This window comes from Candidatus Binatia bacterium (assembly GCA_029243485.1).
Taxonomy (GTDB): Bacteria; Desulfobacterota; Binatia; order UBA12015; family UBA12015; genus VGTG01.
Genome location: JAQWRY010000047.1, coordinates 24,284 through 38,458, shown reverse-complemented (window position 1 = coordinate 38,458; position 14,175 = coordinate 24,284). Strand labels below are relative to the sequence as shown.

Annotated in this window: 11 protein-coding genes; 4 read left to right on the top strand and 7 right to left on the bottom strand. The window is 65.6% G+C overall.

Annotated features, from left to right (window positions below):
• Positions 1-5: 5 nt before the first annotated feature.
• The 4 genes from P8R42_13120 to P8R42_13105 all read right to left on the bottom strand — a co-directional run bounded on the left by P8R42_13120 (position 6) and on the right by P8R42_13105 (position 5,905).
• Positions 6-1,208: a cytochrome P450 gene (locus P8R42_13120; GenBank protein MDG2305557.1), complete on the bottom strand. Its 1,203-nt coding sequence runs from the start codon at positions 1,206-1,208 to the stop codon at positions 6-8.
• Positions 1,205-3,667 (bottom strand): TonB-dependent receptor, encoded by a 2,463-nt coding sequence (locus P8R42_13115; protein MDG2305556.1) that lies wholly within the window; start codon positions 3,665-3,667, stop codon positions 1,205-1,207. Before P8R42_13115 ends, P8R42_13120 begins: the two co-directional genes overlap by 4 nt.
• A gap of 65 nt (positions 3,668-3,732) precedes the next feature.
• Positions 3,733-4,635, bottom strand: coding sequence for an SDR family NAD(P)-dependent oxidoreductase (locus P8R42_13110; protein MDG2305555.1), 903 nt, complete (start codon positions 4,633-4,635; stop codon positions 3,733-3,735).
• Positions 4,636-4,663: 28 nt separating this feature from the next.
• The gene (locus P8R42_13105) at positions 4,664-5,905 is read right to left on the bottom strand and encodes an amidohydrolase family protein (GenBank protein MDG2305554.1); all 1,242 of its coding nucleotides are present in this window, start codon (positions 5,903-5,905) and stop codon (positions 4,664-4,666) included.
• Positions 5,906-6,099: 194 nt separating this feature from the next.
• Between P8R42_13105 and P8R42_13100 the strand changes: the two genes are divergently transcribed.
• The 4 genes from P8R42_13100 to P8R42_13085 are packed head-to-tail and all read left to right on the top strand — an operon-like array spanning position 6,100 to position 10,612.
• A complete protein-coding gene (locus P8R42_13100; GenBank protein ID MDG2305553.1) occupies positions 6,100-7,155 on the top strand; it encodes a cyclase family protein in 1,056 nt (351 codons plus the stop codon).
• 20 nt (positions 7,156-7,175) lie between these two features.
• Complete coding sequence (locus tag P8R42_13095) at positions 7,176-8,834, top strand: NAD(P)/FAD-dependent oxidoreductase (GenBank protein ID MDG2305552.1); 1,659 nt, start codon at positions 7,176-7,178, stop codon at positions 8,832-8,834.
• A gap of 6 nt (positions 8,835-8,840) precedes the next feature.
• Positions 8,841-10,217, top strand: coding sequence for an SRPBCC family protein (locus P8R42_13090; protein ID MDG2305551.1), 1,377 nt, complete (start codon positions 8,841-8,843; stop codon positions 10,215-10,217).
• Positions 10,214-10,612, top strand: a complete 399-nt coding sequence (locus P8R42_13085; GenBank protein MDG2305550.1) for a nuclear transport factor 2 family protein — start codon at positions 10,214-10,216, stop codon at positions 10,610-10,612. The genes P8R42_13090 and P8R42_13085 overlap by 4 nt, the downstream gene beginning before the upstream one ends.
• A 59-nt stretch (positions 10,613-10,671) precedes the next feature.
• On the opposite strand, the gene P8R42_13080 is transcribed toward P8R42_13085, so the two are convergent.
• From P8R42_13080 to P8R42_13070, 3 genes are read right to left on the bottom strand one after another with little or no spacing between them, the layout of a single operon-like run.
• The gene (locus P8R42_13080; protein ID MDG2305549.1) at positions 10,672-11,415 is read right to left on the bottom strand and encodes an SDR family NAD(P)-dependent oxidoreductase; all 744 of its coding nucleotides are present in this window, start codon (positions 11,413-11,415) and stop codon (positions 10,672-10,674) included.
• Positions 11,412-12,698 carry a cytochrome P450 gene (locus P8R42_13075; GenBank protein ID MDG2305548.1) on the bottom strand — a complete coding sequence of 429 codons (1,287 nt, stop codon included), beginning with the start codon at positions 12,696-12,698 and terminating at the stop codon, positions 11,412-11,414. Before P8R42_13075 ends, P8R42_13080 begins: the two co-directional genes overlap by 4 nt.
• A 55-nt stretch (positions 12,699-12,753) precedes the next feature.
• Positions 12,754-14,133 (bottom strand): alpha/beta hydrolase domain-containing protein, encoded by a 1,380-nt coding sequence (locus tag P8R42_13070; GenBank protein MDG2305547.1) that lies wholly within the window; start codon positions 14,131-14,133, stop codon positions 12,754-12,756.
• Positions 14,134-14,175 lie beyond the last annotated feature (42 nt).

Sequence of the window (14,175 nt, the reverse complement as noted above, 5' to 3'; positions counted from 1 at the left end):
CTCCTTCAGGCCTGCGTAAACACGGGCAGGGTTTGCCATCCCCGCACCGTCGAGGTGGGAGACAGCTTGGCGTGCTCCCGATCGACTTCCCATTCGGGAAAGCGCTTCAGGACTTCTTCGAGCGCCACGCGCCCCTCGACCCGAGCGAGCGCCGCGCCGAGGCAGAAGTGGATGCCGTAGCCAAGCGCCAGGTGTTGTCCGACTTCGCGGTGAATGTCGAACCGGTCCCCGTCCGGAAAGCGTCGCTCGTCGCGATTCGCGGCACCCACCAGAAGCACCACGATGCTGCCCGCCGGCACCGCCTGGCCATGGTGCTCGACGTCTCGACTGAGGCACCGCGCCACGTGCGGCGCGGGGGGCTCGTAGCGGAGCAGCTCTTCGATGGCGTTCGGAATGAGAGAAGGATCCCGGACGAGCTCCCTGCGTTGGTCGGGATGATCGGCCAACACCTTCCCCGCCCACCCAATCAGGCGCGTCGTCGTCTCGTTCCCCGCACCCGCAACGACGTTCACGTAGGTGAGGATTTCCTCTCGACGAAGCCGACGGGTCGTGCCCGTCTCGTCCTCGAACTCGGCGGTCAGAAGCTCGGTCATCAAGTCGTCCGAGGGGTGATCGGCGCGCCAGTCGATGTACTCGCCAAACTCCTCGCCCGTAGGGAGTCCTTTGTCTTCGTACTTCATGGGCTCGCCCGGCTTGGTGCGGAGGCTGCTGTCCGCGCGATCGCGCACCGCCTCCTGATCGGACTCCGGAATCCCGAGCAGCATGCCGATGACCCGCATCGGCATCTGAGCGCCCAGATCTGCGATGAAGTCGAAGCCCCCGGTTCCGACCAGCGGGTCGAGACTCCGCGCGCAGAACTCGCGGACCTTTCCCTCGAGAGCGTTCATCTTTCTCGGAGTGAACACCCGCGACAGCAACCCGCGGTGGACCGTGTGGATGGGCGGATCCTCGAAGATGATGACGCCCGGCGGCACGGGAACGTTCGCTTGAATGAACTCGACGATCGCGCCCCGCCCCGAGATGTAGGTCTCGTGATCCGCCAACGCCGACTGAACGTCCTCGAACCGGCTCAGCGCGAAGAAGCCGTGCTTGTCGTTGTGGTAGAGAGGCGCCTCCTCACGCAGACGCTGGAACGTCGGATAGGGATCGGCGTTGATCTCGACGTCGTACGGGTCGAAGTAGACGTCGCCCGGGCTTGCCATCGTCAAAACCGGTACGCAATCTCGGCGCCCCATGTGCGCGGGAGCCCGGTATAGTTCACCACGGTTCCGAACGTCGAGACGGTTGGTGTCGAGAAGACGATGTACTCCTCATCGGCCAGGTTCTTGCCCCAGAGGGCGACCTGCGCACGATCATCCCAGAAGTCGTACGAGAGCCGGGCGTTCAAGCGATTGTAGCCGTGCTGCACCGACGCCCCGATCTCCGGGCCGTTCAGGTGGACCTCGCTCTGGTAGTACCACTCGAGGCGCGGAGTCAGCCATCCTTGCAGGATCTGCGCGTCGCCCTCGATGGGAAGGGAGTACTGTATGGCAAGGAAGCTCGTGAACTCGGGCACGTTGTTGAAGCCCTCGCCTGAGCGGTCGATCAATTCGTTGTCGAAGTCGCTGATCGCGTTCGCGAACTCGTCGTAGGTCGCGTCGGTGACGCCGATATTGCCCGTGATCCGCAGCCCGTCGATCGGGAGTGCCATCATCTCGAGTTCGAAGCCCTTCGTCGTCGCCTTCGCTGCGTTCTCGGTGATGCGCTGCACGGCGATCTGATCACCCGTGCCCTCGGTCTGGATCGAGATCTTCTGGATGTCGTCATAGATCGCGTAGAAGAACGCCGCGTTGAAGCTGAGCCGGCTCTCGAACAGAATCGTCTTGAAGCCGACCTCGTAACTGTCCAGCGTCTCCGGACCGAACGGCGCGGCGAGCGACGCGTCTTCCGCACTCCCCTGCGCACCCGGAAGCGCGTTGAAGCCGCCGCCTTTGAAGCCCTCAGAGTACGTGAAGTAGCCCATGAAGTGATCGGCCCAAGCGGGCAAGAGATCGACCGGCAGCGTCGAGGCGAGGCTCGCCATCGGCGTCCACTTCGTGAAGAGCTTCGCCCCCGTCGTGGTGGGGAAAAGAATGTCGCCAGTGAAGGGCTGCGTCTGGGTGAGCGTGAGCTCCTTGTGGTCCTCGGTGTAGCGGACTCCAGCCGTGAGGCTCAGCCACTCGGTCAGTTCGCCCGTGGCCTGCAGGTAGGGAGCCCATGTCCAGTTCTTGATGTTGCCGTTGGCCGTCGTCGACGCGGTCTCGAGCGGAGAGCCCACCGACGTGGTTCGGTTGTCTTCCGCATTCTCCCACTGCGCGAAGAACCCGGTGACGAAGACGAGGCGGCCGTCGAGCGCCCCTCCGTTGATCTGCAACTCGCCCTGCGTCTGCTCCGCCGGCCCCGGAGCGCCATCGAGGAACGAGCCGCCCGCCGTCGAGAGCACCGCTTGGTGCGGGTACGTTCCGTCGACATCGAAGCGCAGGCGCGTCGTCTGGTGTTGCCACGAGCCCAGCGCCTTGACCGCCAGGTCCTCCAAGACCCAGGCGTCGCCAATATCGTAGTTCATCACCCCCCATGTCCCAGCGCTCTCGATGTCGGAGATGCCAGCGGAGTCCGACGACCAGGTGAACAAGGTCGTCTCGCGACACGCGGGAAACAGTTGCGGCGTCAACGGTGCGACGGGGCCGTCCTCGCGCACTACGATGCACTGCCCGCCGAGCCCCTTGGTGCTCGATCGACTCCACGTTCCCGAGACATCGAACGTCAGCTCGTCGGTGGCAAGGAGACGCAAGCTGCCTAGGAAGGCCAGCTCGTTCGCGTCGCTCGCATACTCGTCCCGGAAGGTGTTGTAGACGTAGCCATCGCGACGCGAAGTGAAGAACGCGACGCGGCTCAGGAGCACGTCCTCGACGATCGGGACATTGAGCATGATCTGGGAATCGAACCCGTTCCAGTTTCCGGGGCGGAGCATGGCAAAGCCCTGCATTTCGGGCTGCGGCTTTACGGTCGTGATGTTGATCGCACCGCCGACGCTATTCTTGCCGAAGAGGGTGCCCTGCGGCCCGCGAAGTACTTCCATCTGCTGCACGTCGACGATGTTCAGCAGCGAACCCGGCGCGCGCGGAAAGAACACGCCGTCGAGATAGAGCGCCACACCCGGATCGAACTGGATGTCGGCGCTCCCCGTGCCGACACCGCGGATGCTGAACAGTGCAATGTTCCCCTGGCGCTCCGTCGACACATTCAAGTTGGGAACGAGTTCCCCCACTTGGTCGATCCGTTGCACACTGGATTCGCGAAGAGCTTCCGCACCGAGCGCCGTGACCGCAACCGGCGTGTCCTCGAGCGCTTCCTGGCGCTTCCGCGCGCTCACGACGATCTCCTCGACGTGCGCGGCCGTCCGGCGGCTGAGCCCGCTGGCGCGGCCCTCCGCTGCTTGCTGCGCCTGAGCCTCGGCTGCGTCGATCTCGTCGGTCGTCCCGCTCGGGCCGTCCTGCCCGTCCACCCCGCGCTGGTACTCGGCGGGTGCTTCGGGACCACCCGTGGGCTCGGCCGAAGCGCTACTCGCAGAGGCGACGAAGAGGATCGTCACCATGACGAACCACCAGATCCAGCTGCGCGTCGGCGCCAGGGCAATTCGAGTCCGCATCACTGTTGGGTAGGCGGGGTAGAATTTGCCTTTATCAAAAAGGTAGTCAACATTTCCCACACGGATCAGCGGAGGTGCGCCAGGAAGAACGTCGACCAATCCTGGAGACTGGCGGGGATCGCGGAGGCCGCGGCGTCGTTGATCGCCGCCCAGTTCTGCGCCACGTCTTCGATCGTCGGCCCGGAACTCTCGGCAACGTAACCCGCCGCTTGTGCGATGAAGATCCGCGCGAAGCGCCCTGCCCCCGCGGCGTAGATCTCGCCGTTCACCGGGCATGTCTCGTGGGCGAGGAACGCCGCCATCGGGGCAACGAGGTCGGGCGACATCTCGCCGGCATCCTCAGCCTCGTCCTTCGCGCGGCCGGCCATGCGAGTCATCGCCGCCGGAGCGATGGCGTTGATCTTGATGCCGTGCGCGCCGCCCGCAGTCGCGAGACTCCGCGTGAGTCCGACGACCCCCGCTTTGGCCGTTGCGTAGGAGAGATTGTTCGGAAGCCCGAACAATCCGGACGACGTCGTCATGATGATGCGGCCGTAACTTTGTTCGGCCATATGCGGCCAGGCGGCGCGCGCCGTGTGGAACGAACCGCCGACGTGGACCGCGAGATGCCGCTCGAGGTTGTCGGCATCCGCTTCCGGGAATCCGGCCCACCGTACGATCCCCGCGTTGTTGAGAACGATGTCGATGCGACCGAACTGTCCGACGGCCGCATCGACGAGCGCTTCGGCACCTACCTGCGTGGAAACGTCGCTGTGGTCCGCGATCGCCTCCCCGCCACTCGCGATGATCTCGGCGGCGACGGACGAGGCCGGTTCCGAAGCCGTCCCCTCCCCACGGATCGATCCACCAAGATCATTCACGACGACGCGAGCGCTGCGCGCCCCGAGCAGTTTCGCGTACGCTCGGCCGATCCCGCGCCCCGCCCCGCTGACGACGGCAACGCGACCTTCGAACCCGAGTTCCTTCATGGCCGACGTCCCCGCGCCGCCACGGGCGTCACGCGGCCGACGGGCCCGCGAAGCCCATCAGGCCTGCGAGAGTGCCCCCCAGCATCGCGGCCTGCTCGTTCTGGGGGACCTCAGCGAACATGCTTCTCACCAGCGCTTTGCTCCCCCGGAACGTGCCTTCCGCATGCGGATAGTCCGCGCCCCAAATCACGGTCGACAGCCCCGTGATGTGACGAGCGGCGACGGCGACCGGATCGTCCTGGAAGGAGACGTGGAACTGGCGCCGCACATACTCGCTCGGACGGAGCGGCCAAGGCCACTTCTCGCCAACGCGGAGGATACGCGCCATGTGGGGCTGGTCGTCGTCGGCACGCTTCGAATCCCAGTAGCCGAGCCACCAGTCGAGATCCTGCCCGATGCTCGCGGTCCACGCCTTGTCCATGGCCCCCACCAGCGACACGAGCCAGTAGGCATCGAACTCGATCATGGCGAAGTGCAGGCCCGGGAAGCGCTCGGGAACGCCGGCGCCGATCAGATCGATCATGATCTTCTGCGGGGCCATCGGCCCGTAGAGGCACTGCGTCTGCATCCGCCGCGCGGCCACTCTGCCCGTCATCGGCTCGTTCACCTCGGCCGCGACGCCCATGACGGTCTTGAGCGTCGTGGATTCCGGGTCGTCGATCTTCACCCCGCCGGTCGCGCAGTGCATGAAGACGTGCATGCCTGCCGCCTGCGTCGCGGCCCACACGCGATCGTACTCGGGAGAGAAGTACGGCTTCGGCGCGATGGCCGGCAGCAGAACGCCGCGGAACCCCGCGGCGGCAACGCGCTCGATCTCAGCGACCGCATCGTCGACGTCACTCATCGGGATGGGCGCGGTCGGTGCGATCCGGCCGAAGTACGGCGTGAATCTCTCGATGAGGTAGTCGTTGTAGACGCGCGCGTGGGCCATCGAGAGCTCATGGTGGTCCGAGTAGAGCCCAAACAGGGATAGGTTCGGGTGCATCACCTGCGTATCGATGCCGTCGTGGTCCAGATCCTCGATGATTCGATCCGGATCACCGGTATTTGCCGAGCCGTCGTAATGCCGATAGCGCGACACCGTCCAGCCTTCGAAACCCGGCGTGTGAAGGCGTCGGAAATCTCGAACCCCACCCTCGGCGAGCGGTTCGATCTCGAAGTCCTCCTCCCACACCGCCTTGTCGCGCAGGTGCTTGGGGAGTCGAGTCGAGAACAGATCGTTGGGCTCGAGAATGTGCCCATCTGCGGAGCAGACGAAGTTCTCACCGATCATCGCGTTGCCACCCTTCTGATTGAATTGGCGTATGAGGCTCGGAATACCGCTGCGGAGGCTTGGCTTCCGGAGCGTTCGATCCAAGTATAGACCCGTGCCCCAATCGATGTAAAGCTCACTCACGATATAGGAGTATGCCATTTCCGATTCCGGGAACGGCCCTATCCAGCCGGCTACGAGGGAGGAAAACTGTGACGAAGCGGTGGAAGCAACGCCCCCCCGGCTCGACCTGGGGCGACTTTGGCGACGACGACGAGCTCGGCCGCATCAACCTGCTGACCCCAGAGAAGATCCTCGAAGGCGCCCGCGAGATCGAAGCCGGCATCAGCTTCTCGCTGAGCCTGCCCCTCGACTTCCCGGGAGGCACCGCGCTGAACCAGCGGCGTCACCCGCCCCGGCTCGCACCAACCGAAGACATGAAGGGAGCCCCCGAACAGTTCTACAACGTCCGCATGAAGGACATGGACGAGGGCGACGACCGCCACATCGACGTCTGGGCCGACGATGTCGTGACACTGTCGCTCCAGTACTCGACCCAGTGGGACTCCCTTGCCCACGTCGGCGCAGAGTTCGATGCCAACGGCGACGGTGTCGAGGAATCGGTCTACTACAACGGATATCGCGCGGGCGCGGATCTCGTCGGCCCGAAGCGAGACGCGTCCGGAGATGGCGGCGAGCATGCCTGCTTCGCACGCCACCTCGGCCTGGAGCACATGGCCTTCCACGGCGTGCAGGGCCGAGGGGTCCTCGTCGACGTGGCACACCACCTCGGCCACGAGTGGCGCGGGGTCGACTTGAAGACGCTGAAGGAGATCATGGCCGCCGACAACGTCGTCGTCGAACCGGGAGACATGCTGCTGCTCCACACTGGGTTCGCGACGAAGGTCCTCGAGTGGAACCGGAATCCGGATCCCGTGAAGATCCACATGATGTGCAGCTATCTCGACGCACGCGACGAGGCTCTGCTCGAGTGGGTTGCCGACTCGCAGATCTCCGCCCTCGTGGCGGACAACTATGCGGTCGAAGGCCTGCTCGGGAAGTCTCGCAACCCGGAGCGGCATTCGTTTCTCCCGCTCCACCACCTCTGCCTGTTCAAGCTCGGCGTCCCGCTCGGCGAGATGTGGTACCTACACGAGCTCGCGTCCTGGTTGCGCGAACACGGACGAAGCCGCTTCCTCCTCACGGCGCCGCCTCTACGCTTGCCCGGCGCCGTCGGGTCGCCCACGACCCCGATCGCAACCGTCTGATTCCGGAATCGCAACGACCGATGCCCAGCAACGAACCCATGGACGAGCAGACGTCGGACTCCACCGCAGTCGATGCCGAGGTTCTGGTGGTCGGCGCCGGCATCACCGGGATCTACCAGCTGTACCGTGCGCGTGAAGCGGGGTTCTCGGCGCGGCTCCTGGAAGCGGGCGACGGCGTCGGCGGCACGTGGTTCTGGAATCGCTACCCCGGCGCCCGATTCGACTCGGAGAGCTACTCCTACGGGTATCTTTTCTCGAAGGAGCTCTTCGAGGATTGGGAATGGCAGGAGCACTTCGCCGGCCAGCCGGAAACCGAGCGCTACCTGAATCACGTAGTGGACCGGTTCGACCTTCGACGACTCATGCGCTTTGGCACGCGGGTCACCGCGGCCTCGTTCCAAGAGTCGTCGGGAACGTGGCTCGTGCGAAGCGACGACGGCACCGAGCTTCGCGCACGGTTCCTGATCGCCGCCACCGGCGTTCTCTCCGTGCCGTACTTCCCCGAGGTTCCCGGCCGAAAAGAGTTCCGTGGCGAGTCGTACCACACGGGGCGCTGGCCGGCGGCGCCGGTCGACTTCGCCGGCAAGCACGTTGCGGTCATCGGCACTGGTTCGAGTGGAGTGCAAATCATCCCGGAGATCGCCGGCAAGGTCGCGTCATTGACGGTGTATCAGCGCACCGCCAACTGGTGCACCCCGCTCAACAACGCGCCGATCACACGAGAAGAACAAGAACGCCTACGGGTCGAGTTCGAATCGCTGCGCGAGACGCTCAACACATCCATCCATGGCTTCCATCACCCCGCGTGTGATCGCGGCGCCTTCGATGATTCGAAAGAGGAGCGCCTCGCCTTCTTCGAAGCGATGTGGAATAGCCCCGGGTTCACCAAGCTGACCAGCAACTACATCGACCTGCTGTTCAACGAGGACGCGAACGCGGAGTGGTGTGCGTTCTTGGCTACGAAGATTCGAGATGCCGTGAAGGATCCAGAGACGGCGGACCGACTGATCCCCAACGATCATGGGTTCGGCGAGAAGCGCCCGCCCTTCGTGTCGGGCTACTACGAGACCTTCAACGGTCCGAACGTATCGCTGGTCGACCTCGGGGAGACCCCGATCACGAGAATGACCCCGACCGGTGTCGAAACCCGCGACGGCGCGCGCGAGATCGATCTCGTCGTATGGGCGACGGGCTTCGACTTTGGAACGGGCGCGCTCTCGCGCATGGGACTTCGCGGCAAGGACGGCCTCGCGCTCGTCGAGGCGTGGGCGGACGGCCCGAAGACCTTCCTGGGCGTCCAAACGACAGGCTTTCCCAACCTGTTCTTCCCCGGAGGGCCGCACGCAGCAGCGGGCAACAATCCGCGGTACAACGGCGATCAGGTGGATTTCGTGACCGAGACCCTCATTCATGCACGCGACAAGGGCTACGACGTCGTCGAGGCCGAGCCGATTTCGCAAGACCGCTGGACGAGCATGGTCGACCGAGGTGCTGCGAAGTCCTCGTTCGGGGAGAACAGCTACTTCTTCGGCTCGAACATCCCCGGCAAGCCGCGAAAGTACCTCCTCAACTCGGGCGGGAGGCCAAAGCTGTTCTCGATCATCGCCGACGTCGTCGAGAAGGACTACGCCGCGTTTCGGCTGTCACGATCACCCGCCCTCGCGGGAACCAAGAGGTAGACCGGCATGACGATCGGGGATCAGAAGTGGAAGGCGCTCCCGGTACCGCACCCGATGGAGTACCCGGACCGGGTCCCCAAGGAGCGCTACTTCGACCCCGGGTTCTACGCCATGGAGAACGAGCGACTCTGGCCTCGCGTTTGGCAGATGGCGTGCCGACTCGAAGAGATCCCGGAGCCCCACGATTTCGCCGAGTACGAAATCCTCGATCAGTCGATCATCGTCATGCGCACCGACGACATGGGCGTCCGGGCCTTCCAGAATGCCTGCCGGCATCGCGGCGTTCGATTCGCCGAGGGGCGCGGGAACTGTGAGCACGGGTTCACCTGCCCGTTCCACGGGTGGTGCTACGGCGCCGACGGTAAGAACACGCGCGTCACGCAGTCGCGGACCTTCGCGGAGCACAACCTGCGGCCGGGAGATCTCGACCTCGTGCCCGTGCGCTGCGAGCCGTGGGGCGGGTGTGCGTGGATCAATCTCGACGACGACGCTCCGCCGCTTCGACAGTGCATCGAGCCGGCGGCGACCATTCTGGATGCGTGGAAGGTCGAGTCGATGCGCACCGAGTGGTGGTCCTCCTTCCGACTTCCGGTGAACTGGAAGCTCGCGCAGGAAGCGTTCCAAGAGCAGTACCACGTCGTCACGACCCACCCCCGCCTCGTCATTCCGGGACGATTCCCCCCGAGAGCGGGAACGTTCGACCCGCGCGCCTTCGTCGAGGCCGAACTCCACTACCTGCGCGTCATGAGCGAAGGCATGGCCGGCATGGTCCACGCGAACGACGTTCGCATCGCGGAAGGCCTCCAAGGCCTCGAGTTGCCCGCCGACCCGGCCGTGGCAATCCCCACCTGGCACCGCACGCTGAACGACGCGGTCGTGCGCTGGCACCGAGACCGAGGCTCCGACATGCCGGACCTGAACGACCTCGAGGCTCACGGCCTCAACGAGCCGATGGGCTACTGCTTCCCACACTGGTTCGTACTGCCGATGTACAGCAGCGCCTCCTCGTACCGGTTCCGCCCGTTGGGTCCGGAAGAAACGCTCATGGAGGTCTGGTCGCTCACGCGCTTTCCCGACGACCAAGCTCCGGAGCGACCGTCCCCGCCCGAGCCATGGGAGTGCGACGACCCACGAACCCCGCCGATCCCAACCGAAGACTTCTCGAACTTGCCGCGGCAGCAGCGTGGCCTTCACGCAAAGGGGTTCGAGTACATGCGCCTATCGGAGAAGGCCGAAGGGCACATCTCGAACGTGCACCGGATGATCGACGGCTTCCTCGCAGGGCTTCCTCACGAAAGCCTGCTTCCGGCACTCCGCGAGGTCAACGTAAACCCGCTCGAGCGGCCGATCGTGGAGATCGCGTTCGAAGAAGGAGCGAAATGAGCACCGCGTCCTACGCCGAAGTCGTGGAAGGTGTCCGGGCGACGATCGCCGCCTACACCCAGGCCCTGGACGATGGCCGCACCGAAGACGTCGTGGCCACGTTCCGCGCCGACGGGAGCTGCGACATTCCCGGACTGGGAAGCCATCAGGGACATGAAGCCCTCCACCAAGCCTACGCCAAGTGGAAGCCGCGACGCCCCCAGCGACACCTCGTCGTAAACACCCTCGTCACCGACTGGGACGACCACGAGGCCACGGCGTCGAGCGACGTGGTTCTCCTCCTCAAGGGGAAGTCCGGCTGGGCGATCCAGGTCGTCGGCCGCTACCGCGACACCCTCCGCTACGAGAACGGGACGTGGCAGTTCCGCCACCGCGCGGCTGAGTTCCTCGATTAGCCGCGACTCCCTTCCCTGTGACGGCCCCTGTGGTCGGCCCCGATGACGAGTGCGCGCGCTCAGATGTACATGCCGCCGTTGACACCGATTACCTGGCCCGTGATGTAGCTGCCACTCTCGGCGCAAAGGAAGCTGCACGCGGCGGCGATGTCTTCGGGAGTACCCGCTCGCCCGAGCGGAACCATGGGCCCCACGATGTCGACCCCCGGGAAATCGCCGGCCGCTTCGGCGGCACGCGCCATGGGCGTATCGACGAGGCTCGGGGTGATGGCGTTGGCGGTGATCCCGCTGCGCGCCAGTTCCACCGCGAGGGCCTTGGTCAGGGAAAGGACGCCGCCCTTCGATGCCGCGTAGTGAGCCATGTTGGGAGCACCCGATTGCGCGCTCGATGATGCAATCGTGACAATCCGCCCCCACTTCGCGTCAATCATGTCGGGCACCGCAGCCTGCACGCAGTGGAACGTACCGGTCAGGTTGACCCCGAGGATCTGGTCCCACTTTTCGGGCGTGATCTCGAGCAACGCATCAAACGACTCGACGCCGGCACTCGTGACGAGAATCGCCACGGGCCCGAGCTCGCTCCGGGCCTTCGCAAAGCCCTCGAGGACGGAAACGCGGTCGGTCACATCGATCTCGAGGGCAATCGCCCTCGCGCCTCCCCCACGTAACTCGTCGGCCGCCGCCTCGGCCGCAGCTCCGTTTCGGTCGAGCACGGCGACGAGATGACCATCAGCGGCGAGTTGCTGACAGACACCGAGCCCAATGCCGGAGGCGCCCCCGGTTACGACCGCGACGCGGCTCATCGACCGACCTCGACCGGCGTGAACTCGAGGTGCACCTTCGTGAGCCCGCGCAGAATCCAGGTTGGCTCGTACGTGAAGCGACGCGCGCCGGGCGGTCCGTGGTGCTCCTCGGAGAGTCGGATGTCGCGCATGCGGTCGAGGATGCGCTCCAGGCTCACCCGCGCTTCGGCGCGGGCCAGAGGGCCGCCCGGGCAAGAGTGTACTCCGCGACCGAACGCGATGTGCGCTCCGGCGTTCGGGCGGTCGGTCCGAAACTCGTGCGGACACTCGAAGCGACGCGGGTCGCGGTTGGCAGCGCCGTTCAGCAACATCACAGGCGTACCGGCGGGCACGTCGACATCTCCGATGGTCGTCGTGCGGCGTGCGAGCCGGAAATCCGTCTTCACCGGGCTCTCCATCCGGAGTGCCTCTTCGATGAAGTTCGGGATCCGATCCTTGTGCTCGCGCAGCTCGTCCTGCAGCTCGGGGTGTTCGCCGAGATGACGGAGCGCGGTGGCGAGAAGACGGGCCGTCGTCTCCTGGCCGGCGGCGAAGAGGAAGGTCGCGCTGCGCACGACCGAGATGACCTCGGGGGTCTCTCCCCCCGGATAGGTCGCCAACGCCAAGTCGGTCAGGATATCCTTCCGCGGTGAACGCCGGCGATCCTCAATGTAGTCGCTAAAACACTCGTCGAGCCAAGCGAGCGGGTTGAGCTCTCCCTCCTGCCGATCCGTTTCGCCGAGCTCTCCTGGTGGTCCGGAAAGCCCGAACCCTTCGCGAAATCGAGCGTGGTCGGATTCCGGCACGCCGAGCACGTCCGCGACGACGAGCATCGCGAACGGCTGCGCGTACGCGCTGATGAACTCGCATCGACCTGCCGGTAGAAGCTCGTCGAGCTGGCGTTCGGCAAGGCCGGCCATGAACTCCTCATTGTCCTTGAGCCTCCTCGGGGTGAGGAGCTTCATCAAAAGGGCCCGCTCCCGGGTGTGCGCCGGGGGATCCATCGTGACCATGTGCTCGTGCATCGGCAGCTGGTCGCGGTAGCGATCGATGACGTCGCCGACGTCGTCGCCCTCGAGCGGTACCGGGAAGGTCGCGAACGGGCCGACGACCGCGTTGCACGACGAGAACTCGTCGGAGCGCCGGTAGACGTCGCTCGCCTCGTCGTAACCCGTGACCGCGACGACACCCAGATGCGGCAATCGGAGCACGGGGCACTCCGATCGCAGTTCCTCGAAGTACGGATACGGGTCCTCGAGGAGCGACTCGTCGCTGAAGAAATCGATCGTCTTCCAGTCCTTCACACGAGTCTCCTTCGGTGGTTCGAGCGGGGCCGCACGGCTTCGCACGCGGACGACATCAAGGGGCGATCCGGGACGGTTGGGCGTAGGCGAGCATCGCATCGCGGTCTTCTTCGAGAACGAACCCCGCGTCGATGGCCCGGTCGGTAGCCGAGGCGTACTTCTGCACGTAGTCGGCGCGCGTCGAATAAAGCTCCGCGAGCCGGGCGTCGGAGAGCGGCGTCGTCGACCCCAGGAGCAAACAGATGACGTCGGCGCTCGGTCCCGGGTCTCCCGAGAGTGCGTCCACGGGCACATCGACCGGTGGAGTCCGAATCCCGCCGAGGCCGATGCCGTCGCCGTCGCGGAGAATCTGCGGTGCGGCACTGTCCACGAGCTCGAGGCGCGGCACCGTCGGCGGCTGCGCCCCGGTTCGTAGCCAGGTTTCGAGACCCCGAAGCGCCGCCTTGGCCACGACGTGGAACGGGCCGTCGTTGACCCCGACACCGCAATCGACGTGATTCACCAGATCTCCGACCAGCCGCGCGTCGGCATGCGCCGTACCGGCGACCTCCCAAAGCCGGAAGCCGTCGTTGTCCGGCTGGCGAGCGGCGCTCGAGTTCAGAAGCCCTGCCACATCGCCCTCGGCCTGGATGTCGAGGACGGGAGCGTCGAGATCGTCGCGAAAGACCGGCCGAACGGAGCTCCCGATGGAGCCGGCGAGATCCGCGAACTCACCGGGCCCGACCAGCGGCAGGCTCGCGCCGCCACGACTGTGCACGTAGAACCCGTCGAACACGCGGCTGAGCGGCTGCACCCCGTTGTAGTAGGTCGTGAGCGCGATGGCCGATTGCGATTCCCCAGAGGCGATAAGGATCTCGGGCGTCACCCCGCCGAGAAGCGAGCCCCCCTGCCCCACCGCACGCGCCACCTGAGAGAAGATGTCGAAGGAGTATCCGTCGCCTGGATGGTCCAGCGTCCCGTACCGAGCCGGGTCGAGATGCTTGATGCCCACGCCAGCGACCCCTTCGCCGGTTGGCGTGGTCACGAGGACAGGACCGCCCTCCACACCGATGAGTTGGGCCGATACGCCGACCCATGTGTGACGACGGCGCACGATCTCCTCTTGAAGGGTGAAGTATTCCGGGTTGGCGTCGGCGCCCCCGCTCACGTTCAGCCATTCGAGGACGACCACGCCGCTCGCGTCGCTGGCCCGGGACGGGCGGCGCACCAAGATGCGCGTGCGGTAGCTCGCGCTCGTGCTCGGTTCGAAGGTCCATCGACCGTCATTGGTGAGCGGCTCGGCCGGCTCGTACGCCGTGGCCGTGCCCGACGCGACGAACTCCTGATCGATGTAGCCTTCCGGCCGCGCAAACCCGTCCGGCGAGCCCAGGAAGAGACCGCTTCCGCCGGTCAGCTCCTCCGATACGTCCGCCACCGGGCCGGTCGGTTCGTTCACGTCCCCGCTTCCTCCGGTCGCCCCGTCCCCACAGCCGAACGC